Raw genomic sequence first — 24,018 nt, 5'->3', positions numbered from 1 at the left:
AGTTTATTTTTACGCGACTATTTTCTGCGCGACTATTTTCTGCGAACTACACGCACGCGATTACAACAAAAGCATGTGGCGTGCAGCCAAAAGACCACACGCCACATGCTATAAGTTAAGCAATCAGCTTAGTAAACTTGCGCGAGTTATCGCTACAAATTTACTCACTTCTGCCAACCGATGTTTTCAACGAAAACGTTAGCATATCCAGCAGGGCCGCCGTTAGCAAAGCCCTTCTTGTATGCCTGGTAGGTTGGAGGAGCAGAAACTGGGAGCGTGCCATACTCAGCAAGAGCCATGGACTCAGCCTTGTTGCTCAATGCAGTCTGTTCCTTGTAATCGTAGGTCTTGCCAATCTTGGCGAGCAGGGCATCAATCTTCTTGCTGCCAGTGCCAGTGAAGTTGGAATCGCTCTTAGAACCGTAAAGCTGGGAAGCGGATGCCAAGAAGCTCAATGGAGATTGGGAAACCCAAGCCATTGGAAGCACCTGGAAGTCGAAGGAGGTTACAGTCTTAGAGAACTTAGATGCAGGCTTGTTTACAGTCTTGCATTTCATTCCAGCCTTCTTCATCATGGCCTGGAATGCGTTAGCAAGAGCTGCCTGAGTGGAGTCATCGCCGAAGAAGGTAAATGTGAACTGAACGGTCTTACCATTCTTAGCGTAGTAACCGTCTTTGCCCATCTTGTAACCAGCGGCTTCAAGAGTCTTCTTAGCGTTTTCTACGTTGAACTTACCATCAGCTGGGAGGTTGTTCTTGTAGCCAGCCTGGAACATGGAGAGAAGCTCCGAACCTGGCTGCTCGCTCTTCCAGTTCATACCCTGGAACTGAATCTTGTTGTAGGTTGCAACGTCGAATGCCTGGACAACGGCCTTACGCACGGCCTTGTCTTTGAATGCGCCAGCCTTTGCGTTTAAGTTAATAACACGAATCTTGGTGCTGTAGCCGTAACGGAGCTGAGCGCCCTTAACGCTACGAGCAGCCTTAACCTTATCCTTGGTGGAGATGGAATCCACGGAATCGATTTCGCCGTTCTGGAAGGCGTTCATTGCAGCGGTATCTTCCATACGCTTTACAACAACCTTGTCAAGCTTTGCCTTCTTGCCCCACCACTTTGGATTGCGCACGAAAACAACCTGATCTTCGGTTGCGGACTGAATCTCGAATGGACCTGCACCCCACTCGTTGTGAGGATTATTTACCCAACCCTGGTTGAATACCGCTGGATCGGTTGCCTTTGGATGAACCAATGGAGCGAAAAGCAATTCCCAAGTTGCGCATGGCTTATTGTACTTAACGATTACTTGCTTAGGATTTGCGCCCTGCTCAACGGACTCAATGCAGTCGTAGCCCTCGTGAGATGGAACGGAGTAGGCTTCGTTCTTGCCATTCATAACTTCCCAAGTGGCCTTAAAAGCAGTGTAATCAATGTCTGTGCCGTCGTTCCACTTAGCCTTTGGATTCAAATCGTACTGAACTACGAGTGGCTTGTCGCTAACCTTCTTAACAGAAGTAATGTAATCAGGGTTGTACTTAACCTTCTCGCCCTTAACGGTATCGTAATAAGGAAGCGATGGCTGGTAGAAGCCCCACAAAGTGGCCATATAAGCGGTGTTACCGTCGTTAGAAGCGTAGTTCCAGTTTGGACCCATGTCGGAAAGCGAGAACGTGTAAGTACCGCCATCCTTAACATTGTCACGAGGCTGTGGATTGTCGTAACGCTTGTCAACCTTAGGCATTGGAAGAGCGCCAGTGTAGGAAGTATCCACACCTGCGGCTGGCTCTTCGGTCATTCCGCCCTTAGCTTTATCTGCCGTAGTGGCGGTTGTACCACCACAAGCGCCGAGCAGCATTGCAACAGAAAGTGCAGCTGCGGCGAATACAGTTAATTTACCTGCATTAGTTTTTTTCATGATTCCTCTCATTCCCCAGAAATGATGTCCACTTTCTGGTATGTGTGTAGAGTATATCTAATCTTTTGACATTTTGTGTTACGACTTTTTTAACAAATGCTGAATTTAAACTTTTGTTACTTAAGATTTAATCCAGAAAAAAGAAAATTAAACACAGAAAACCGCAAAACAGAAAATTTTTTAGTTTATTTTGATTAAAAAACAAAATATATTACTTTTTTTAGAATTTATGCGCCTGTAACAAAAAATCGCGTGTGTCTTGCATAACACACGCGATCAAACTTGCCCTAAACAAAAGTTTAGGCGTATTCACAAAAGATTAGAATCAGACGCTTGCAACGTCATCAAACGAATCTTCTTCGTTGAGAATAATACGCTTGCGATTCTTCTCAATAACAGGATCTGGAATTGGCACAGCGCTAATCAAAGCCTTAGTGTACGGATGCTTAGGATTATCGAATACCTCATCCGTTTCGCCAGATTCAACAATGCGTCCGTGGTACATAACAGCAATTCGGCTAGAAATATGACGAACAACCGCCATGTTGTGAGCCACAAACAAGTAGGCAACGCCCAGCTTATCTTGCAAATCTTCAAGCAAGTTAATAATTCCAGCCTGAATAGAAACATCCAAAGCCGAAACAGGCTCATCAAGAAGAAGAAGCTTAGGGTTTACAGCCAAAGCGCGAGCAATAGCAATACGCTGACGCTGACCACCAGAGAACTGCGTTGGGAAGCGATCAACCTGATCTGGATTCAGCTCAACAAGCTGCATAAGCTCCGCAATACGCTGACGAATCTCTTCCTTCGACTTCTTTTGAACATGAAGAGGCTCTGCCAAAATATCGTAAACAAGCATACGAGGATCAAGAGAGCTCATAGGATCCTGGAACACGTATTGAATCTTAGAACGAAGCTCGCGACGCTGCTCTTTAGTCAACTTATCGTTAAGCTCGGTGCCAAAAACTGTAATAGAGCCAGCTTCTGGCTTCTTTAAGCTCATGATTTCCATCAAAGTAGTTGACTTACCAGAACCAGATTCTCCAACAAGAGCCACAGTTTCGCCTTCGCGAATCTCAAGGTCAATGCCATCAACAGCGCGAACTTCGCCAACCTTACGTCGCAAGAAACCGCCACCTGTAATCGGGAATGTTTTAACTAAGCCCTTAACATCCAAAACAACCTTGCGATCCTCGCGAGGAATACCCTCAAACATTGGCTTAATCGTTTTTTCGGTTTCTGCATGAAGCAGTGCACGAACAGTTTCGCTTTCTGCTTCCAAGCCCATCATATCGCTGGTATCTCCACTCTTTTCTTCTGCCATCAACATATCCATTGTTGGCTTAGAGATTGGAGTTAAGCGGCGAGTACGCTTTTGATCAACACGCGGAACAGCACCAAGCAAGCCGATTGTGTACGGCTGAGTTGGGTGAGCAAAAATCTCCTCAACGCTATTATGCTCAACCAAATGACCCGCATACATAACAATAACTTCGTCTGCAACGCCAGCAATAACGCCCAAATCGTGAGTAATGAAGATCATTGCGGCGCCAGTTTCTTTCTGAGCCTTCTTCAAAACATCCAAAACCTGAGCCTGAATCGTAACATCCAAAGCGGTAGTAGGCTCATCAGCAATAATAATATCTGGGTTATTCGCGATTGCCATTGCAATCATAACGCGCTGACGCATGCCACCAGAAAACTCATGAGGGAACGCCTTTAAGCGCTCAGCTGGCTTAGTAATACCAACCAAGTTAAGAAGCTCAATAGAGCGATCACGAATCTGATCTTCGGTCATATTTGGATTATGAATAACCAAAGCTTCCTTAAGCTGATCTCCAATAGAGAACACTGGAGTTAAAGCAGAAAGAGGATCCTGGAACACCATTGCAATGTTCTTACCGCGAATCTTACTCATCTCTGCATCAGACTTTGTTAAAAGCTCTTCGCCCTTATAAACAACAGAACCCTTAACAGAAGCATTCTTATCTAGCAAGCCCATAACAGCCAAAGAAGTAACAGACTTACCAGATCCAGATTCGCCAACAATACCAATTGTTTTGCCGCGATACAAATCAAAGTTCATATTGCGAACAGCGTGAACTGTACCAGCTTCCGAAGCAAAGCTAATTTGCAAGTTGCGTACAGAAAGAAGTGGTTCGTTGTTCTGATTTTCCATTGCAAAGTCTTCCTTAATTGCGTTATTACCCATATCAGTCATGTTTACACCTCCAACAAGCCTTACTCGGCCTTGCCAACAGACCTAGAATATGGATCAATCGCATCGCGCAAGCCATCTCCAATAAGCTGAACGGAGAAAGTCAAAATAACCAAAACAGCCGATGGAACCAAAAGAACCCAAGGAGACGTCATAACGCTACTTTGACCAACATTAAGAAGAGTACCCAAAGAAGTATCTGGAGCCTTAATACCAAGACCCAAGAAGCTTAATGCGGTTTCGCCGTTGATTGCGCCGATAACACCAAGAACCGTGTTAATAATCAAAACGGAACCAAGATTTGGAACAAGGTGGCGAACAATAATGCGGAACGAAGAAACGCCTTCAAACTTAGCGGCACGCACATATTCACGTTCACGCAAGCTCAAAGTCAAAGTTCTAAGCGTACGAGCATAACCAATCCAGCCAAAGGAAGTCATACCAAAGGCAAGCCACAGCCAGTCGTTGCCGCCAGTAGCGGAGCTAACAATCAAAGCAATAAGCAAGAAGGATGGAACAATCAAAAGCATGTCTAGAACCCACATGCCAACCTGCTCAAACCAGCCTTCAAAGTACGAGATAGCAGTACCAACCAAAGCAGCAATAATCGTAATCGAAATGGAGCTTACAATACCAATAGAAAGCGAGCGACCAAGTCCGCGAACAACCATTGCATACATGTCTGATCCGCCAGGCGTAGTTCCTAGCCAATGCTCGGCGCTAGGAGGAGTTGCAAGAGCCGTAAAATCAGGCTCGTCGTAGCCCCACTTGCTAATCTTAGAGCCAAACAGCGCAAGAAGAATCAAAAACACAAGCAAGACTAAGCCAACAACAGCGGATGGACGCCTAAAGAAGCGACGCGTATAAAGCGTTATTTTGCCTGTGCGCTTAAAATTACCCCAAGAATTAGCAGTTGCCTTTTTATCGGCAGCAGACTCTTGAGTCTTTGAAGATACATCTTTTTTACTCATATCAATACACCTACACTGTTGCGCAATTAGCTCAAACGAATACGAGGATCAAGCCAAGCGGAGAAGATATCTGCCAACAAGGCTCCAGCCAAAGTACACACGGCTCCGAACGCAGCAATAGCAACAGAACCATTAATGTCGTTATTAGAAATAGTTTGTACGAAGTAGCTACCCAAACCGTTAATTGCAAACACGGTTTCGGTAATCACAGCACCCGTAAACACGCCTGCAATCGAGAAGGCAACGTCTACGGCCGTAGGAATCAAAGAAGTACGCAAAGCGTGGCGACGAATAGCCACATTTAGAGGCAAACCCTTAGCGCGAGCAGTACGAACGTAATCAGCATTCATAGTGTCGAGCAAATAGGTGCGCTGCGTAAGATGGTAGCCAACCATGCCAGGAACGGTCATAACAATTGTTGGCAAAATCAAATGCTGCAAGAAGTCAAGAATAAAAGCAATAGGATTAGAACCCTGATAGGAATGTAATCCAGTAACAAAGAACAAACGAGAACCAGCAGCGTTGTTAATGCTAATCGCAGCTAAAACAATAAGTAATCCAAACACGGCTGCTGGAACAACAAGCAAGAACGTAGCAATAGAGTTAAGAACCCTGTCTTGCCACTTATATTGGCGAATAGCGGTATAAACACCAACGCTAACGCCTAAAACAATACCAAGAACAGTTGCGCAAGTAACCAGCTGCACCGATGCGCCGATTCGCGCAGCAATCGCAGGACCAACAGGCGCTTGCTCTGGGCTTAATCCCCAATCCCAACGAGTAAGAACACCAGTAATCCAACGCAAATACCTTGTAATAACTGGAGTTTGGTCGTTAATATTTGCCAAATCCAAAGAACGGTTAATCGAAGGAATTGGCGGATGCGGATGCCTAGACATATAGTTCGATCTCGGATCCATAAATGCACTTGCCAAGAAATACGTCATGGATACGGATACAAACAGCATCACAACATAATTCAGGCATCGTTTAACGATGTATCGTATCATTGTGACTCTTTTCTACGTCTAAACATTGTTACCTCCATCTGGTAACTGCAAACTTACGCTTGCACACTGCCATCATTTAATCACTAATCAAAAAGGCAAATCATAAGCGTTCAAGGCACACTTAAGTAAGCCCTAATAATTTGGACGTGTAATTAGTATATTTTTAGCTAACCTATGTACATTACCTAAAATAAACATGTAATAACACGTAATAAATAGTAATCTTAGTCAAAATTAATACATAAAATTGGCAAAATATCAAAATATTTAACGAAATTACTTAAAATTTACGAAAATTAGTTTCGCAAATCGCCGCAAACGCATAAAAATACATATTTTACATAAACGAAACACGAAAACTCACGAACACTCGCGAACAATTTGAGCCGCGCAAAACGCGACTCGTGCATTGAGCAAGCTACAATAACGCTTATTCACTGTTTTTAACAAGATAAAGGAGATATATGTCTGAAAACGTAAAAGCCGTTACACTAAACGACGTTCGCGAATATTCTAAGCATTTTAACGAACAGCGAGCAAATCGAGTAGCAGCAAACGCTTCGGTATCGAGCGGCGTTCTTAAAGCAGCAACAAGCTACCAGGGTCAGCGCGCACTTCCACGCGAATTTTCTATAGAACTAAAGCAAGGAACAATAACAAATCAGCAGCATTCTGGACGTTGCTGGATGTTTGCATCTCTTAACACTTTGCGCTACGAGCTTATGCATAAGTGGAATTTAGAAGACTTTGAGTTTTCCGAAAGCTACTTGTTCTTCTGGGACAAGATTGAAAAAGCAAACGCATACTTGGAAAACGTTTTAGCGACTTTAGATGAGACATTAGATAGCCGAATTTTTGAGAGCATTAACTACGGTCCGATTGACGACGGCGGATGGTGGCAGATGTTCGTTAACTTGGTAAACAAGTACGGACTTATGCCAAAGAGCGCATACCCAGATTCGCAAAACGCTACCGATTCCGAAGCATTCGTGCAATACATTAACAGCAAGCTTCGCGAGTTTGCATGCGAATTGCGCGAGGCACACAAGAATGGCACTTCTATGGAAGAGTTGCGAAAAATGAAGATTCGCGACTTGGAAACTGTGTATCGCATGACCGCGATTGCTCTTGGCGAGCCACCAGAGCGTTTCGACTTCTTTGCACGCACTAAAGATGACGACGATAAGAAGGACGATAAGAAGAGCGGCGAAAATAGCGAATCTAAGGGCGGCGAAAAGAAGGATGATAAGCCAAAGAGCGGCAAAGACGATCGCCCAATGATTTGCGAATACGGCATTACGCCACTCGAGTTTGCAAAGAAGTACGTGCCGGTAGACGTAAACGACTTTGTAAGCTTGTGCAACTCCCCAATGGAACGCACTCCGTTCAACAAACTCTATCAACTTAAGTACACAACAAACGTTGCAGAGACTAAGGAAATGGAGTTTGCGAACGTTGCGCTAGAAGTGTTCCGCAAAGCCGCTGTTGACCAGCTAAAAGACGGACACCCAATTTGGTTTGCTTGTGATTGCACGCAATTCTCACTAAGGCAAGAGGGCTTCTTTGACCCAGCAGTTGTGCGCGTAGACGAGCTATTCGACGTAAAGTTTACATTCGACAAAGCTAAAGGTTTGGAGTACATGGATTGCCCAGGCAACCACGCAATGACCTTTACTGGCGTAAATCTTAATAAAGATGGCGAGCCAGACCGCTGGAAGATTGAAAACAGCTGGGGCAAAGATAACGGCGAAGATGGATACTACGTTGGATCAGCGCAGTGGTTTGACCGCTACGTTACAGAAATCATTATTAACAAGAAGTATCTTGATGAAGCAACGCGAGCCATACTGGATCAAGAGCCTGTAATGCTTGACCCATGGACGCCACTTACAAAGCGCTGCCGCTAAACTTTATTTAGCACACGCTGATTTACAAACGTAGATTGCATTCGCAAATTACAAATGCAGTCTGCGTTTTTTGTTACTGAATGCATGCTATTTAGCGTTGCGCGACTTCCTATTTGGTGTGTAGGAGGGCTGGGTGTTTCTACGCTCGCGCGGATTGGCCGCGCTCACTCCTTCGCCGCATGTAAAGTCCACTGGACTTTACATTTAAGCGGCTCAGCGAATCGAGGTGACTTCTCGCGCATTATGCAGCTCGAAGTCGTCGATTCGCACAACGCTCCGCCTCTTACGTGTTTTTTGTTGTTGCGGTTGTTCCGATTTAGCTTTAATTTTATTTTTGGTTGAAGCTTGTTTGTAGGCGTGAGCCATTGGATTGTTTGGTATCGGCTGCCGCTCTTATACTGTTCGACCAAGAATCACCCAGCCCTCTTACGTGCTTGAACAATTGCGCATCGCTAGTCGCCTGAGATTCTCGAGTTTATGTAGTGCGATTGTACCGAATTTCCGTATTTTTTGATACAAACGCACTACACAAACAAACAGAACTGTAGTGCGATTGTATTTGATTTTGGTGTTTTTTGATACAAACGCACTACACAAACAAGCAAAACTGTAGTGCGATTGTATGGCGACACGCCGTATTTTAGGTACAAACGCACTACAAAATGCACAACAAAATGCACAACAGAAAGAGAAAAATGACACATTTTGCAGATTGAAGTCATGAGTAAGCGGCGAACACTTGAAAAAGATAAAAAGAAGCCCGGTGGGAAAGAGAAAACCCACCGGGGCAGAGAGAAAGAGAGAAGAAGGTTTCAGTTATGGGGTTCGCGAACGAACCTCACTGATGGAAGAACCATCAGCAATATTCATTATAACCACATTTTTCTCGCAAAACACGCATATAAACTAAAAATTTCCTGAAAATTTTTTCATATTCCTGGCAGTATGCCAATTTTTTGTTACATACGTCACTATGCCTTAAAATTTTTCGCTAAAATCACTCAGATTCCAACGATTTTTTTGCAGCAGCCAATCTTTCTTCGTCAGCTTTACGACGAGCAGCAAGTGCAGACTCAAAACGCTCAAGCTCCTCATCAATCGCCTCTTTAGGAATCTTGGCAAAAATCGGAGTTGGCTTAGCAACAGGAGTGCCAGTAACCAACGGCTCACTTTCCCATGGATGAACAGTCTTTCCAAGCTCATAGTCGCCAGTAATAATCGGGTACTTAAAATCTGGATTATCTAAATCAGTCACTTCTTCGATTCTTGGAAGCGGCGAGAACACGCCCGTGCCGCCAAGAGCTTCCCAAACTTTTTGCGCAGAATGAGGCAAGAATGGAGCAAGCAAATGATTAGCATCCGAAACAGCTTGTGCAGCAACATGCAAAACAGTTCCAAGACGAGACTCGTCATCCTTAATCTTCCAAGGCTCCGTAGCAGAAATATACTTGTTTATATCCGATACAACGCGCATAGCCTCATTAAGAGCATTCTTTTGATGATGACGCTCAATCAAACCGCCAACAATCTCAAAAGCGTTAGAAGTTTGATCCAAAAGCGCACGATCCATATCTGTCATTGAATTTTCATCCAACGGCGGAATCTCTCCAAAATTCTTATTAATCAAATTTGCAACACGATTAACAAGATTGCCCCAACTTGCTGCAAGCTCTTCGTTATTGTGACGAACGAACTCTGCCCAAGTAAAGTCGGCGTCAGAATTTTCTGGACCCGCAACGGAAATGTAGTAGCGCACAGCATCCACTGGGTAGCGCGCCAAAATGTCTTTAACATAAATCACGATTCCGCGCGAAGAGCTGAACTTCTTGCCTTCCATAGTCATAAACTCGGAAGCAACAACCTGCTCTGGCATGTTAAGTGGGCCATAAACGCCAGCCTCGCCACCTTTAGAGCCAGCGCCGTTATACGCAAGCATCTCTGAAGGCCAAATTTGAGAATGGAAAGTAATGTTATCTTTGCCCATAAAGTAGTAGCCAGGAGACTTAGGATCGCACCACCAATCGCGCCAAGCGTCTGGCTTGCCCTGCCTACGCGCCCACTCAATGGAAGCAGACAAGTAGCCAATAACGGCGTCAAACCACACGTACAAACGCTTATTTGGGTTATCAATCCAGCCTTCTACAGGAACTGGAATGCCCCAATCAATGTCTCGCGTAATTGCTCGAGGCTTAACTTCCTTAAACAGACCAATTGAGAAGTTAATAACATTTGTACGCCAACCATCCCTGGAATTAAGCCACTCCAAGTTTGCGCTTGCTAAAGCAGGCAGATCAAGGAAGTAATGCTCTGTTTCTTCAAATCGCGGAGTTTCGCCGTTAATCTTAGAAACAGGATTAATAAGCTCGTCTGGGTCTAGCTCATTTCCGCAAGCATCGCACTGGTCGCCTCGCGCGCCGTCCGCGCCGCAAATCGGGCAAGTGCCCTCAATGTAGCGGTCTGGAAGAGTGCGGACTGTAGAAGGCGAAATCGCAACCTTTTGAGTTCCCTTGTAAATATAACCATTCTTAAGGCACTGGCGGAACATCTCTTGAACAACATGCTCATGATTTGCTGTTGTTGTGCGCGTAAACAAATCGTAGCTTAAACCCAAATCGCACAAGTCTTTAGTAATCACGCGATTATAGCGGTTTGCAAGCTCTTGCGCGCTCACGCCTTCTTTATCTGCCTCAACTAAAATCGGCGTGCCGTGTTCGTCTGTTCCAGAAACCATAAGCACGCTGTTTCCCTTCATGCGCTCGTAACGCGCGTACACGTCGGAAGGTACACCAAATCCTGCAACGTGACCAATATGACGAGGGCCATTTGCGTAAGGCCATGCAACATTCACCAAAATATGACTCATAGCCAAATATTATCTTGTTCAGCGAGGACACATTAAATAATACACAGAAAAATCACACTAAAAAATCACTATAAAATCACTATAAAATCACATAGCAAAGTAGATAAATCAAGAATAATCACGTGTAATCAATCACAACTACACACAATCGCAAGCCACATTTAATCACATATGATTTAGTCACATATAGCCACATTTTTTTATGTAAAAAACTAAAAATCCACTTTTCCACAATTACAAAAAATCGCGTAGACAAAAAAGTAAAACACGATATTGTGTATAAAACTTAGAAAATTAAAACCTAGAACAGCAGAACACTACAGAATTACGGCACTAAAACATTACGTCACTAAAAAGTTGGCGTATTAAGCACATTACGCAGAAAGGAGAAACATGAGCACTTCAACGTTGAACAAAAAACGCACAATACACAATGACGAAAAAAATAAAAAAGCAATAAAAGACTACAAAAGACGCAAAGAATACAAAACTCGCGAAGAATACGAAGACTACAAAAACTATAAAGACTACAAAAACGAAGAGATGATTTTATTTTCGGAAAAACAAAACGAGGAGCTGCCTATTCTTATAGACACAAAACACCTACCCGGACCACTAAGCATGAAGAAACTATGCAATTTTGGAGCATTCAACAACGTTTCAATACGCACTGGATTTACGCAATCTACCGCAAAAACCCCAGAAGGACGATGCAACGTGCTAAAAAATCTGCTTCCAAACGGAACAGTGGCATGCGCATTTACAGCATCTTGGATTTGGCTTGGCGGAAAAATCCCAAACATACTAGAGATAATATCCAAAAGTCATTATCGAATAAAGCCGTACGATCACCGACTACAAGTGTTTAGAAGAAAACTAATGAAAAAAGAACAAAGGGTGATTAAAGACTTACACGTAACTTCTCCAGCGCGAACTATTTGCGACATTGCGCTAACGCCATCAAAAAACATTTACGAAGAAATAAGAAGAGTAGATACTGTGTGCGAATTGGCTCAAAAATACAACACAAGCTTTAAGGATTGCGAAAAAATCATAGACAGCAATCCTTATTTTCCAGGCGCTGCAAAGGCAAAAGAATGGATTAAATACATAATAGACAAGGATGACGTTCTTTATGACTATTAAAGCAAATATTAAGAATTATAAAGCGAGCGCAATGCCACCCGTAATGCCACCAAAACCACCAATTGTGCTCACTGCGCAAGTCGCGTGCTGTGAAAACACAAGCAAAGACGTGCTATGGCATATTGCTAAGAACGTGCCTGAATTAAGAAAATGGGTTGTTGCAAACCCAGTCGCGGACGCAAAAATACTGGAATACATATCTCAACAAGGCGGGCCAGGCGTTAAACAAAGTCTAGATGTGCTTTTAGAAGCATACGAATATGCAAAAAATGGGGATTAATTGCTGCTTAATCTTCCACATTTGCACATTTTTCGCTTTTATTGCTGCAACTTTTGCACATTTGCACATTTTTGGCTTAATTTCCTACTTAGTTGTCCACATTTTCCTTGATTTTTAAGCAAGCTGCATAAACTTCTTTACGATTAGCAAAAGAGCCGTCTGAAAGAGGATTTTGTGAAACAACTCGAGTTATAGCATCTTTGATTCGCAAGCCCTCGTTTTGTGAAAGATCGCAAGCCATTTGCGCAAGCTGATCCACGCTTAAATCAACGTTTTGTTGCGCAACATCACTTTCGCTAGCGCCAGAAAGTACAAGCACAATCTCGCCACGAGGAGGATCATTTTCTACGCTTTTTGCAATCTGCTCAATAGTTCCGCGACGTACTTCTTCAAAATCCTTAGTAAGCTCGCGACACAACGCCATTTTGCGATCTGCTCCAAAAACTGCAAGAAGAGCTGCCATTGACTCCGCAATCCTGTGCGGAGCCTCGTAAAACACGATTGTTCGCCTCTCTAAAAGAAGCGAGCGCAAATGCTGCATGCGCTCCCCCGACTTGCGTGGCAAGAAGCCTTCGTAGCAAAAACGGTCTGTTGGCAGGCCCGAAAGCGCCAAAGCATCCAATACAGCACTCGGTCCAGGCGCGCAAGTAACAGGCAAGTCGCGCTCTATTGCGCGGCGAACAATCGCAAGCCCTGGGTCGTTAATTGTAGGCATGCCAGCGTCGGAAACAACAAGAACAGTGCTGCCTTGCTCAACCTTGTCTAGTAAACCATCTGCCTTATTGCGCTCATTGTGATCGTGATACGCAACAACTTGCCCAGAAACGTGCACGCCAAGGCGATTTGCAAGGTCGTAAAGCCTGCGCGTATCTTCTGCTGCAACAATATCTGCGGTTTCTAGAAGATTAATCAAGCGCGCAGAAGCATCTCCCATATTTCCAATCGGAGTGGCCGCAAGAACAACTTTGCCTAAACTATCTTCACTACTCATCTTAAATCTCCTTATAAAACCTCTTAAGACTCTACACGAATTTATAAAATAACGCACATAATGCACATTAAAACAAGATATTTGATTAGAATTATGCTTAGTAATTATGCTTAAGTTTATGCTTAACAATTATGCTTAACATAAATTGCAATCGCGCAAAACGAAAAGAGATACTATGAAGATTATAGAACGCCAAATTAAAGGTATTGACGGCAGCAACGCGCTTCTAACTGCATATGTTTTAGACGATAATTTAGATAGCGAAGGGGATCAAACGCGACCAGCAGTGCTGATTTTGCCAGGCGGCGGATTCTTGCGCGTTTCTAATCGAGAAGCAGAGCCTATTGCTATGAAGTTTGCGGCTGCTGGATTCCACGCTTTTGTTTTGCGATACTCGCTTGTGCCTAGCGCGCACCCGACTCAGCTTTTGGAAGCCGCAGAAGCTATGCAATTGATTCGCAATAATGCAAAAGAATGGCATGTAGATGCGCAAAAAGTGGCGATTATTGGATTCTCTGCAGGAGGCCATGTAGCCGCAAATCTTGCGACTAGCGTTAGCGACGATGTTGAGGAAGCAAATGGATACAACGCAAATGATGTTCGCCCAAACGCTCTTATGCTTGCTTACCCAGTGATTTCCGCTGGCGAATACGCGCATAAGCCAACTTTCGACCGTCTTTTTGGAGACGTAGATTCTAGTACTCGCGAGCAACTCGTTGAACAGCTTTCGCTGGAAAATCACGTAGATTCTAAGACTCCACCTGTGTTCGTTTGGCAAACAATTACAGACCAAACAGTTCCAGTTCAAAACTCGATTATGTTTATTAATGCTTGCGTTAAAGCTGGCGTAAGCGTGGAAGCACATTTGTTCCCTAAGGGTCCGCATGGCTTGGCTTTGGCGGTTAAAGAAACAGCTAAGCGCAATGAAAATGGAGCAGTGCTGCCTGAGTTTGTTCAGCCAGAAGTTCAGCAATGGATTGATCTTGCTTGCGATTGGCTAAATCGCACATTTGCACCGCTTTCATAACCTAGATTGGCGTGCCTATGCAACCATGTAGTGCGTTTGTACCGAATTTTGGTGTTTTTTAATACAAACGCACTACATAAACACACAAAACTGTAGTGTGTTTGTATTTGATTTTGATGTTTTTTGATACAAACGCACTACAGAAATTTTAATCACACAATTTTTGGCATAGGAGTTGTTAGTGAAGCCGTAAGGTTGACTTGAACAACCCCAGCTCCAGCATGAACCTCTACTTTCTTAAGCGTTACAGTGCGAGAATCCGCAGGCGCGTGATCGTCATCTGTCATGGTTGCTGGCGACTTTACAGCAACAAGAGCCAAGCTATCAAAATCAACACCAGCCTTATTGCACAAATCCTGCGCTTCCTTCAACGAATCAGCAAAACCTGCTTTGTCGATTACGCGCTCAACAGGCACACCATACGCCTCGGAGCAAAGCAGATTAATACGCTCACGAAGAGACTTTCCACGGCGGCTTTGTGGAACTTTCGTTTCAGCATCAGCGGTAATCACAGACACAAAATCGTCTAGCTGATCTGCCAATCCATCTCCGCCATCTCGGAAAAGATTGCCAACAATCGGCTTGCGGAATCCCAAAGTCTTAGCTTGCTCAAGCAAATCTGGAACTTGCCCATCTTCCCCATCCCACAAATTAACAAGAGGGAAAGTAGGAATATCAAGCGACTCAAGGCGCGAAACGTGGAACGGGTAGCGCCACGCAAGCGTTTCGTCATCTCGCCAAGTGCTGGCACGAGTAACAACAACCGCAGCAGCAGGCCACTTTGCGCCGAACTCGCGAGCAGCAATATCTAGCCACTTTTGCGCGCCAGCATCCGTGCCATAGCCTGCCTCCACAACGACAACATCGTGTAGCGCGCAAGCCATCTCAACGCTTACAAGGCTTGGAATACCAAGAGAAACGTTGGCAAATGGCCCGCAATGAACGTAAATCGGAGAACCATTAATCGTCTCTGTTTTTGCAGGCTTTACAGCATCAGCAAGAATATTTGTGATTCGCCACAAGTCAACAAAATCGCCAAATTTAACAGGATTCCCGTCTTTTGTTCCAGCAATCATAGAAGATACGCGATTTGCGATTTCTTCCATGCTTCTAGAAAGCACTACGATTTGCATAAGTTCGCAAGTTGGCGTTAATACAACGCGCTCTGCAACCGTGCCCTTGCCAAAATCAACAGCAATACTACGCAAAGATCTTGAAGGCACTTCGCTTACGCGCGGCACTAAAATCGTGTCTAAAATACCGTCGTCAATCGCTTTTTCTGCAAAAGAAACAAGCAAATTCTGCGCGCATTCAATAGCCGCCATTTCTCCGCACAATCCCCAGTCAATCAACTCTGGGTGTGCAAGAGATGACTTTCCGCCGCCACTAGCGCCGCCTTTAGAACCCGCCGCAGTAATGCCCATGCTTGGCTGCCTTAAAACAGCCGCCGCATCTACTCCGCGTTCGCGCAAAGCGTCTACAAGCGCAATAGTGGTGGTTGTTTTGCCCTCTCCTCTAGAAGCCTTAAGAGGAGTATCTGCAGTAACGAGCAACACTTTACCGTGCTTTCTTGGCTCGCTTGGATTCCTCTTTAGATAATCCATAAATCCAAAAGCGTCGATTTTTTTAACCAGTCCAAATTGTGCAGTAAACGAATCAAGAATGCTCATATTCCCCACTTTCAGGCAAAACGCCTAATAGACGCTCAACAACAAATACTCAACAACAAACGTTCAATAACAGATGCTCAATAAGCGCTCAATAATAAAACGCGCATAGCTAATGTAAATGAACAATTTTTATACTATACGATTGCATAGGCGTGGTATAGCAATATTACATTAAAACTATGCGCGTTATTAGTAACGTCTATAACGGCTTGCGATTAGTGATCGGAGCGATTAAAACCATTCTTCATGCGCATGCTAGTTATGTACAGAACTGTATCGAGCAAAGAATCGGTTTCTTTCTTCAACTTTGCAGCCATACCCTCGTTCGCTTTAGCCAAAGCCGCGCGCACGTCTTCGTTTCTAAGCTGCGCAATAATGGCATCCACATTCCGAACTAAATCGCAATAGCCTTCACAACCTTCATCGCCTTCGCGCTCTGGCTCGTAATCCTTCAAAGAAACGCCAAGAATCTTTGCAACAGCAGCATCCGTAGCCTTAACCATTGCGTGGCCAAGAGAACCAACAACTTCTTGGTAACGCTCAATCGCATTTGCAGTGTCGTTAAATGCAGCATCCGCAAGAGCTGCAATAATGCGATTTTCCCAATAGAAGTTTTCGCTTGTTACTCGAGTAGTTGTATCTTCCAAATACTTTGGAGTTTCGTTTACATTTGCGTAGAACGGCACAAGCGCATTAAACGGGTTAGAGCCGTACGCCATCCACTGAATTGTGCGGAAAGCTTCTGGCATATAAGGGCGGATTTGCATAACAGCCAGCTGGCTTTGGCGATTAATGCCGATTGGGCGGAAAAGATGACGCGTATGCTCATCGCCAAGCTTGCCGTAAGGATCGTACTCAGTTCCCTGATAGTGCGAGCTAAGCACGTACTTAACGTCTTCAACCGTCACTTTGCGCTCAGGCTGACGCGCCCACGGAATATCGTTGCTATCTGGCTTGTGATCCGCGTCTTTGCCATCCCACACTTCGTCATAAGGATTCAAGAAACGCTCCATAAACCATGCGCGCGGCGTGTTGTACACGTGATCAGCGTCTGAATGAGAACCGAAAGCATCTCGAGGATTAAATGGCGAAGCGTTTTCTACCGACAAATCTAAGTGGTTTTCTTCAATAAACTCAAGCAAATCAGCCGAGCACATGTGCTCTTCTTGGTCTGCCAAAGCGTCTTCCAAATCGAACTCGTCGATTCCAAGCTGGTTTGGCATAACAACATACGCCTCGTCTGGAACGCGCTTAGCAATCCAGTGGTGTCCGCCAACAGTTTCCATCCACCAAATCTCGTTTACATCCGAGAACGCAACGCCGTTCATCTCGTAAGTTCCGTACTTTTCTAGCAACGCGCCCAAACGCTCAACGCCTTCGCGAGCGCTACGAATATAAGGCAAAACAAGCGTTAAGAAGTCTTCTTCGCCAATTCCGCCAGGCACTTCTGGCTTATAATCAGCGTCACCTTCTTTGCCTTGCGCTTTTTGAAGCTCCACCATTGGGTCTGCGCCCAGCACGCGCTCGTTGGATGTAAGCGTTTCGGTAGCGCTCATTGCCACGTTTGCTTCGTTAACGCCAGCTTCTCCCCAAATTCCTTCGCGCAAGTCTGCGTTTGGAACGCTTGTGTATTGCATTGGATTATCTGGAAGCTCTACTGTTACGTGGCTAAGCACAGACTTATAAACGCGAGGCTGGTCTTGTGGCTTAACTACTACTAAGCGCTTTGGGTTAAACTCTCCATTTGCAGAGTCTTCGTTACGCGCAATAAGCGTGGAGCCGTCGTAGCTCGCTTTGCGTCCTACTAAAATTGTTGTGCATGCCATATTTGCATCCTCATTTTTCTAATTTTTGATTATTTTGGTTATTTGATTATTTTAGATAATTTTGTTTGTTTAGATCAGTTTTGCTTAGTTTTGACTATTTTACACACGCACATCTAGTCGTAAGCTGCTTGCGATTAATCCGCGCGAAGTCATATAAAGCCTAAATCATAAGCACAAAGACCAAAATTCTAAAATCCTAAATCTTAAACTCTAAGCTTTTCCTCGCAAATATAATCCGTTAACGTCTACATACGAATCATAATGCCTGATTTCATTCATCATTTCGTTAAGGTAGAAGCCCTCTTTAAGATTTGGAAGAGGTTTTTGCGTGCCGAACACTTCTAGCATGTAGTCGTGATCCTTGTCTGGCGGCTGCGGGCCGTTGTAACGCATAGTAATAGAAGGGTCCGTGCATCCCACAAATCGGCTAGCTTGCGAGTTTCGCCCTTGCACAACTTCTGGAATCATAGTTGGCATTGTGCGCGAAAAGTCTTGCGGAATTTGCAAAGCGCGCGAGTCGTTAAAGTCAAACATAAGCGCTTCTACTGGAACATTTGCCACAACCCAATGAATCCACTGGAATCCGCACACTGGTATAGCGTCGTCGTCTACAAATCGCCAATGCAAGTAGTGCACAAAATCAGGCAACTTGTCTACATAAAATGGAAAAGACACGACTGGAATGCCGTTAATCTTGTTTTCTTCCGGCGCAGCTTTTGCAAAGTTGTCTGGAATAGTGGTGAAATCTGTAGAAATATTCATAATTTAAGTATCTACTACCGCTGTGACTATGCAAAATAATTCATTTTTACACAAATGCACAAAATACGAAGATTCACAAATACACTTGTACACAAATACACAAAATTAAAAAACTCGCAGGAAAGCGGAAAACTTCCGCACTTTGTACCAAATTTGACCCATCGCTAGCGCGTTACAACGCGCTGTGTCGCTCGCGCAGATTAGCTGCGCTCACGTCTTCGCAGCGCAGAAGCAGTGCTTCTGCCTTGAGCTGCTCAGCGCGCAAAATTGCCTTCGCGCGCTACGCTTCAAGCACTCCGGCAGGTTGGCGCGCGCAGCTATTAGTAGCCGCTCGGCTGATTTGGCATGTAAAGTCCACTGGACTTTACATTTGAGCCAAATCACGCTTTGAAGGAGCTTGAAATGCGTTATGCAATTTCAAGCTCAGTCAAAGCGCATAAAAGTGCTTCAAAAACAAGCGTTGCGTTTCCATTGCCAGCAAGCCGCTTTTTAGCCACCGCAAGCGCATCAAGGCATTTAAGCGCGCGCTCTGCTGTAATTTTTTTAGAAAGCTGCATAATCTCTGCTTTAAATTCTTGATTCACAAGCGGCGTTTGTAATTGCGCATTGTTTAGCACAACAAGCACATCTCTGTAAATGCTGCAAATCGCGTCTATTGCGCGGTTTAGAACGTCTCTGCTTACGCGAGTCACTTTGCGCTTAACGTCGTCTTTTTTGCCAATCGCATTGTATGCGCTACGAATTTTAGGCGGAATTTTATCTGTTGGCTTAATGCCATTTATGCGCAAAAACTCGCTTTGCTCGACTTCAACAGATTTTTGCACTTCATCTTCTGCCTGGCTTTTAGCGTCTTCGATTAGCGTTTGCGCAAGCATAATCGCATCTATTGCGCGTCCAAGTCGCAAAACACTTGCAATAAGCTCTTCCCGCCCGCTTCTAGCACGCTCGCTTGTTGCGTAAAGCATTGCTAAATCAACGTTTCCTTGAGCTATGCGAGCCACATTTTCCGCTGTTTTTGCATCCACATTCGAGCGTTTTTGCACGTATTCTTGAACATCTTGGTCGCTTGGTTGCGCCAAATTCACTATTTGAGACCTAGACCTAATTGTTGGCAAAACATCTGCTGCACTTGCAGCGCAAAGAATCCAGATTGTGCGAGGTGCTGGCTCTTCGATTTCTTTTAGCAAAACGTTTGTTGTGCGCTCAAGCATGCGCCCAACGTCTTCGATTATTATGATTCGCCACGGCGCAACACTTGGCATTTGCTCCGACATGGACACTATTTCGCGCACTTCGTCAATGCTTACTGTAACTTTGTCTGTGCTTAAAATGTTTACGTCTGGGCTTGTTCCAGCCAATACTTCACTTGCGATTTTATCTGAATTTATTTGAGTATTTATTTGAGTGTTTATTTGAGTGGCGGAATTTTCGGCGGTACGGAAGCTTCCGACTTTTCCGCGCGATTGCAATGCTGCTGCAAACGCTCTTGCTACTTTTGCGCACCCAAATCCAGCTGCACCGCAAATAAGCCACGATTGCGCGATTTTGCTTGAATCGCCTTGCGCTACTTTTTTAAGACGCTCAACAACTTGCGATTGACCAACTACCGATTCCCAAACGTCCATTGCTAAAATCCTAGAGTCCTAAAGTCCTAAAATCCTTGATTTTCTGGCGATTCTGACGATTTTTCGCAACAGTAACGCACGCCAGCATTATCCATCAACTCGCACACGTCTTTAGCAATCAACTTCGATAAATCGCAAGCTGGCAAAGTGGCGTCTAAAACGCAAAATCTTTGCGCGTTTTGTTTAGCAAGATCCAAAAACGATTCACGCGTGCGCTTCGCAAAATCAAGCCCTGCACTTTCCATGCGATCCGCCTGCCCATGCAATCGCACAGCAGCGTCCTTCTCGCTCATATCTAGCAAATACGTGCGATTTGGCCAAAGGCAATTAGACGCCCACTCGCTTAAATCGCGCACATCTTGCATAGTGAGCTCGCGCCCACCCGATTGGTATGCTAGCGAAGAATCAATGTAGCGATCCGTTATAACCACCGCACCGCGCTGCAATGCTGGAATAATGATTTGCGCAGCGTGTTGAGCGCGATCCGCCGCAAAAAGCAGAGCTTCGGCGCGCGCACAAATCGAATCTCCGTGCAAAAGAATATCTCGCAACTGTTTTCCCAATTGCGTGCCGCCAGGCTCTCTCGTAACAACAACCTCAAGCCCACGCGCTTGCAAAAAATCACGCAAAGCTTCGACCTGCGTGGTTTTCCCAACGCCGTCTATACCTTCAAAAGATATAAAAAGCCCCTTAAGACCTTTGTTTAAGCCGCTAATCCCGCTTTTTTTAAGACATATAGCCATTTTCGCATACCTCTTACGGGTTTACTCGGATTTAGTCGTAGACTTTTTTACAGTAGACTTTTTAGCTGCCGTTTTTTTAGCTGCTGTTTTTTTAGTCGTAGTCTTTTTAGCAGCAGTCTTCTTAGCGGCCGCTCGCTTGCGCTTTACAGGCCCTGCCGCTCGCTTTTGCGCCAAAAGCTCAAACGCAACTTGCGGCTCAATCGACTCAGGCGTGTACTGCTTTGGCAGCGTGCGATTCGTAACGCCGTCCGTAATATAAGCTCCGTAGAAGCCGTCTTTAATCACCACTGGCTTGCCGCTTTCTGGGTCTTCTCCAAGCTCCCTAAGCGGCGGTTTTGCAGCTCCACGCGTGCGCTTGCCGTACTTTGGTTGCGCAAACAGCTCTTTAGCTTCGTCTAAAGTCACGCTAAAAATCGCGTCTTCGCTTGCAAGCGAGCGATTATCTGGCTTAGAATCCGCAGCCGAATCGCCAGAATCCGCGCGCTCGTAAGTCTTAGTCAAATAAGGTCCGTATCGCCCATTATTCGCCTCAATCTTCGCGCGCTTTACTTCGCCTTGCTCGTCAACTTCTTCTACAACGCCAACTAATCGCGGCAAATTCAAAAGTTTCAAAGCATCTTGCAAAGTTATTGTTGCAGGGTCCATAGTTTTGAACAAAGACGCCATTTTTGGCTTATTTTGAGCAGACTTTTTAGACTTTGCAGAAGACTTTGCAGAAGACTTTGCGCCAGTTTTAGCAGAATCGTCGGCTGCTTGCGACTTATCCTCGCCCGAAGCCTCATCCGCAGCCTCAACAAGCGCAACATACGCGCCAAAACGCCCGTTCCTAACTTCTACACTTCCGCCAGTTTGCGGATCTGTTCCCAAAACGCGCGGGCCGTCGGAGTTGTTTTCAATCAAATCTCTAGCAACCTGCTCGCTCAACTCGTCTGGAGCCAAAGTGCTTGGAATCGAAGCTCTACGCGCATTGCCCTCTTCGTCTAGATTCTTAGTATCTTCCAAATACGGGCCGTATCTGCCTACGCGCACGTGCAATCCGCCGCCAATATCAATCGTGTTGATTTCTCGAGCGTCAATCTCTCCAAGCTGATCAACTTGCTTTTGCAATCCTTCGTGCATTGCAAAGTCGCTAGCAACCGCAGAATCGCCAGCAGCCGCCGCATCATCTCCAAAGTAAAACTTGTAAAGCCAATCCTTACCAGCTTCCTCCCCATGCGCAATGCGGTCCAAACCATTTTCCATGTCTGCCGTAAACGCATAGTCAACGTAAGTTGGGAAATTAGATTCCAAAAGCTTAATAACAGCAAAAGCAAGCCAACTTGGAATCAACGCGCGCCCACGCTCATACACATATCCGCGGTCAATAATCGTAGAAATAATGCTAGCGTAAGTAGACGGCCTACCAATCTCCTTAGCTTCCAGCGTTTTAACTAAAGACGCTTCCGTATAGCGCGCTGGCGGCTGAGTTTCGTGACCATCCGCGCTGACTTGCAAAGCTTTAAGAACATCGCCATTAGCCATAGCAGGCAAAGCCTTAGATTGCTCGTCTTCGCTGAATCCGCCAAACACCTTCATAAATCCAGCAAACTCAATCACGGTTCCAGAAGCCTGGAAATTAGCCGTTCCAAAGCTGCCAGCCGAAGCGTCCAGCTTAACTGTAGCCGTAAAACCAGTAGCATCCGCCATTTGAGATGCAAGCGTGCGCTGCCAAATAAGCGTGTAAAGCTTAAGCTGATCGGCAGGCAGAACGCCAGCCAAATCCGCAGGATTCCTAAACGTAGATCCAGCAGGACGAATACACTCGTGCGCTTCTTGAGCGCCTGCAGAAGTCGTAGCATACTGTTTTGGAGAATCCGCTAAATACTCGTCTCCAAAATTAGACTTAACGCAATCTCGAGCCGCAAAAATCGCCTCTTTAGAAAGCGTTACAGAATCCGTACGCATGTAGGTTATATAACCGTTTTCGTACAAAGATTGAGCCGCGCGCATAGTTTGGCGAGAGCTCATCGACAAGCGGTTTCCAGCAGTCTGTTGAAGAGTAGACGTTGTAAACGGAGGCAACGGGCGGCGGCGATACGGCTTAGTGTCCATTGAGTTTACAACAAAATCAGCCGTGCCAAGGCTTTGTGCAATCGCGCAAGCGTCTGCCTCGCTTAAATAGTGCGCTAAAGCAGATTCGCCCTTAGCTTTTTGAAGCTCACCAAGCGAGTTAAAGTCTTTAGAACCAGCCAAACGCGCTCCGTTTAGAGCCGTCATTCGCGCTTGGAAATCAACGCCGTTTGCGCTTAAATCCGCGCAAACATCCCAATAGCTCGCTTTTCTAAACGCCATTCGCTCGCGCTCGCGCTCAACAATCAAACGCGTTGCAACCGATTGCACTCGACCAGCCGAAAGCCCTGGCCCAACTTTACGCCACAAAACTGGCGAAAGCTCGTAGCCGTACAATCTATCCAACACGCGGCGAGTCTCTTGCGCGTCAACCATGTGGTTGTCAACATCTCGCGTGTTAGCAAGCGAAGCTTGAATCGCGGGCTTTGTAATCTCGTGAAACACCATGCGCTTTACTGGCACTTTTGGCTTAAGTGCTTGCACAAGATGCCAAGCAATCGCTTCTCCTTCGCGGTCCTCATCAGTTGCGAGGAATAATTCGCCAGACTTTGCCAGCGCAGCTTTTAAGTCCGAAACCGTTTTCTTTTTATCCGCTCCAACAACGTAGTACGGCTCAAAACCATTGTTTACATCTACGCCAAACTTGCCAAAATCCGCCTTTTTAGCGGCTGGCACCTGGCTTGGCTGTGCTAAATCGCGAATATGGCCTACAGACGCCATAACCGTGTATCCGCTTCCAAGATATCCGCCTATTTTACGCGCTTTAGTGGGAGACTCCACAATGACAAGCTTGTTCTGCTCTGTCATACTCTCTCCTTTCATTCAGATGCATTCTATATGCAATTCCGCGCTTTTATTACTAAAATCCACGCCAACTCTAACGCAATACGCGTTGCAAATTCTGCAAAATCAACAAAATCAAACTTTGCGAGATATCAGCATATACTCCTATATATA

16 protein-coding genes are annotated in these 24,018 nt (G+C 45.2%); 4 read left to right on the top strand and 12 right to left on the bottom strand.

The annotated features are described in order from the left end of the window. Window positions 1–164 precede the first annotated feature (164 nt). The 4 genes from HXT45_RS01530 to HXT45_RS01515 all read right to left on the bottom strand — a co-directional run bounded on the left by HXT45_RS01530 (window position 165) and on the right by HXT45_RS01515 (window position 6,112). Window positions 165–1,913 carry an ABC transporter family substrate-binding protein gene (locus tag HXT45_RS01530; RefSeq protein WP_421782004.1) on the bottom strand — a complete coding sequence of 583 codons (1,749 nt, stop codon included), beginning with the start codon at window positions 1,911–1,913 and terminating at the stop codon, window positions 165–167. Between the two features lie 325 nt (window positions 1,914–2,238). Further along, on the bottom strand, window positions 2,239–4,134 hold the full coding sequence (locus HXT45_RS01525; RefSeq protein WP_421782002.1) for an ABC transporter ATP-binding protein: 1,896 nt from the start codon (window positions 4,132–4,134) through the stop codon (window positions 2,239–2,241). Between the two features lie 20 nt (window positions 4,135–4,154). Further along, window positions 4,155–5,102 (bottom strand): ABC transporter permease, encoded by a 948-nt coding sequence (locus HXT45_RS01520; RefSeq protein WP_060787252.1) that lies wholly within the window; start codon window positions 5,100–5,102, stop codon window positions 4,155–4,157. A gap of 26 nt (window positions 5,103–5,128) precedes the next feature. Then, window positions 5,129–6,112, bottom strand: a complete 984-nt coding sequence (locus HXT45_RS01515) for an ABC transporter permease (protein WP_032815600.1) — start codon at window positions 6,110–6,112, stop codon at window positions 5,129–5,131. 464 nt (window positions 6,113–6,576) lie between these two features. Here HXT45_RS01515 and HXT45_RS01510 point away from each other — a divergent pair, with 464 nt between their 5' ends. Beyond that, window positions 6,577–8,019, top strand: coding sequence for an aminopeptidase C (locus tag HXT45_RS01510; protein ID WP_415691583.1), 1,443 nt, complete (start codon window positions 6,577–6,579; stop codon window positions 8,017–8,019). 997 nt (window positions 8,020–9,016) lie between these two features. Here HXT45_RS01510 and metG read toward each other — a convergent pair. Next, the gene (metG, locus tag HXT45_RS01505; protein WP_421781999.1) at window positions 9,017–10,882 is read right to left on the bottom strand and encodes a methionine--tRNA ligase; all 1,866 of its coding nucleotides are present in this window, start codon (window positions 10,880–10,882) and stop codon (window positions 9,017–9,019) included. Between the two features lie 393 nt (window positions 10,883–11,275). Here metG and HXT45_RS01500 point away from each other — a divergent pair, with 393 nt between their 5' ends. Beyond that, window positions 11,276–12,028 carry a hypothetical protein gene (locus tag HXT45_RS01500; RefSeq protein WP_004574547.1) on the top strand — a complete coding sequence of 251 codons (753 nt, stop codon included), beginning with the start codon at window positions 11,276–11,278 and terminating at the stop codon, window positions 12,026–12,028. Beyond that, window positions 12,018–12,308 carry a hypothetical protein gene (locus tag HXT45_RS01495; RefSeq protein WP_421781996.1) on the top strand — a complete coding sequence of 97 codons (291 nt, stop codon included), beginning with the start codon at window positions 12,018–12,020 and terminating at the stop codon, window positions 12,306–12,308. Before HXT45_RS01500 ends, HXT45_RS01495 begins: the two co-directional genes overlap by 11 nt. A gap of 88 nt (window positions 12,309–12,396) precedes the next feature. On the opposite strand, the gene rsmI is transcribed toward HXT45_RS01495, so the two are convergent. Further along, on the bottom strand, window positions 12,397–13,299 hold the full coding sequence (gene rsmI / locus HXT45_RS01490) for a 16S rRNA (cytidine(1402)-2'-O)-methyltransferase (RefSeq protein ID WP_421781994.1): 903 nt from the start codon (window positions 13,297–13,299) through the stop codon (window positions 12,397–12,399). 175 nt (window positions 13,300–13,474) lie between these two features. Here rsmI and HXT45_RS01485 point away from each other — a divergent pair, with 175 nt between their 5' ends. Beyond that, window positions 13,475–14,326, top strand: a complete 852-nt coding sequence (locus HXT45_RS01485) for an alpha/beta hydrolase (RefSeq protein WP_421781992.1) — start codon at window positions 13,475–13,477, stop codon at window positions 14,324–14,326. 152 nt (window positions 14,327–14,478) lie between these two features. Here HXT45_RS01485 and HXT45_RS01480 read toward each other — a convergent pair whose 3' ends face one another. The 6 genes from HXT45_RS01480 to topA all read right to left on the bottom strand — a co-directional run bounded on the left by HXT45_RS01480 (window position 14,479) and on the right by topA (window position 23,868). Further along, window positions 14,479–15,996: a formate--tetrahydrofolate ligase gene (locus tag HXT45_RS01480; protein ID WP_421781990.1), complete on the bottom strand. Its 1,518-nt coding sequence runs from the start codon at window positions 15,994–15,996 to the stop codon at window positions 14,479–14,481. A 215-nt stretch (window positions 15,997–16,211) separates the two neighbouring features. Then, complete coding sequence (locus HXT45_RS01475; protein ID WP_421781988.1) at window positions 16,212–17,822, bottom strand: C69 family dipeptidase; 1,611 nt, start codon at window positions 17,820–17,822, stop codon at window positions 16,212–16,214. Between the two features lie 210 nt (window positions 17,823–18,032). Continuing rightward, window positions 18,033–18,584: a YbhB/YbcL family Raf kinase inhibitor-like protein gene (locus HXT45_RS01470; protein ID WP_353582419.1), complete on the bottom strand. Its 552-nt coding sequence runs from the start codon at window positions 18,582–18,584 to the stop codon at window positions 18,033–18,035. A 407-nt stretch (window positions 18,585–18,991) separates the two neighbouring features. Further along, window positions 18,992–20,209, bottom strand: coding sequence for a DNA polymerase III subunit delta' (locus HXT45_RS01465; protein ID WP_421781986.1), 1,218 nt, complete (start codon window positions 20,207–20,209; stop codon window positions 18,992–18,994). A 26-nt stretch (window positions 20,210–20,235) separates the two neighbouring features. Continuing rightward, window positions 20,236–20,952 (bottom strand): dTMP kinase, encoded by a 717-nt coding sequence (gene tmk / locus HXT45_RS01460; protein ID WP_415704775.1) that lies wholly within the window; start codon window positions 20,950–20,952, stop codon window positions 20,236–20,238. A gap of 21 nt (window positions 20,953–20,973) precedes the next feature. After that, window positions 20,974–23,868: a type I DNA topoisomerase gene (gene topA / locus HXT45_RS01455; protein WP_421781984.1), complete on the bottom strand. Its 2,895-nt coding sequence runs from the start codon at window positions 23,866–23,868 to the stop codon at window positions 20,974–20,976. Window positions 23,869–24,018: the final 150 nt, after the last annotated feature.

The sequence above is a fragment of the Gardnerella sp. DNF01199S genome (genome assembly GCF_049244155.1).
GTDB lineage: Bacteria > Actinomycetota > Actinomycetes > Actinomycetales > Bifidobacteriaceae > Bifidobacterium > Bifidobacterium piotii.
The sequence above is the reverse complement of the archived record's forward strand: the minus strand, read 5'-3'. Positions and strand labels throughout refer to the sequence as shown.

Bases quoted from the DNA above. Each gene is read 5' to 3' on its own strand.
- HXT45_RS01530 (WP_421782004.1), bottom strand. From the start codon at position 1,913: ATGAAAAAAACTAATGCAGGTAAATTAACTGTATTCGCCGCAGCTGCA.
- HXT45_RS01525 (WP_421782002.1), bottom strand. From the start codon at position 4,134: ATGACTGATATGGGTAATAACGCAATTAAGGAAGACTTTGCAATGGAA.
- HXT45_RS01520 (WP_060787252.1), bottom strand. From the start codon at position 5,102: ATGAGTAAAAAAGATGTATCTTCAAAGACTCAAGAGTCTGCTGCCGAT.
- HXT45_RS01515 (WP_032815600.1), bottom strand. From the start codon at position 6,112: ATGATACGATACATCGTTAAACGATGCCTGAATTATGTTGTGATGCTG.
- HXT45_RS01510 (WP_415691583.1), top strand. From the start codon at position 6,577: ATGTCTGAAAACGTAAAAGCCGTTACACTAAACGACGTTCGCGAATAT.
- metG (WP_421781999.1), bottom strand. From the start codon at position 10,882: ATGAGTCATATTTTGGTGAATGTTGCATGGCCTTACGCAAATGGCCCT.
- HXT45_RS01500 (WP_004574547.1), top strand. From the start codon at position 11,276: ATGAGCACTTCAACGTTGAACAAAAAACGCACAATACACAATGACGAA.
- HXT45_RS01495 (WP_421781996.1), top strand. From the start codon at position 12,018: ATGACTATTAAAGCAAATATTAAGAATTATAAAGCGAGCGCAATGCCA.
- rsmI (WP_421781994.1), bottom strand. From the start codon at position 13,299: ATGAGTAGTGAAGATAGTTTAGGCAAAGTTGTTCTTGCGGCCACTCCG.
- HXT45_RS01485 (WP_421781992.1), top strand. From the start codon at position 13,475: ATGAAGATTATAGAACGCCAAATTAAAGGTATTGACGGCAGCAACGCG.
- HXT45_RS01480 (WP_421781990.1), bottom strand. From the start codon at position 15,996: ATGAGCATTCTTGATTCGTTTACTGCACAATTTGGACTGGTTAAAAAA.
- HXT45_RS01475 (WP_421781988.1), bottom strand. From the start codon at position 17,822: ATGGCATGCACAACAATTTTAGTAGGACGCAAAGCGAGCTACGACGGC.
- HXT45_RS01470 (WP_353582419.1), bottom strand. From the start codon at position 18,584: ATGAATATTTCTACAGATTTCACCACTATTCCAGACAACTTTGCAAAA.
- HXT45_RS01465 (WP_421781986.1), bottom strand. From the start codon at position 20,209: ATGGACGTTTGGGAATCGGTAGTTGGTCAATCGCAAGTTGTTGAGCGT.
- tmk (WP_415704775.1), bottom strand. From the start codon at position 20,952: ATGGCTATATGTCTTAAAAAAAGCGGGATTAGCGGCTTAAACAAAGGT.
- topA (WP_421781984.1), bottom strand. From the start codon at position 23,868: ATGACAGAGCAGAACAAGCTTGTCATTGTGGAGTCTCCCACTAAAGCG.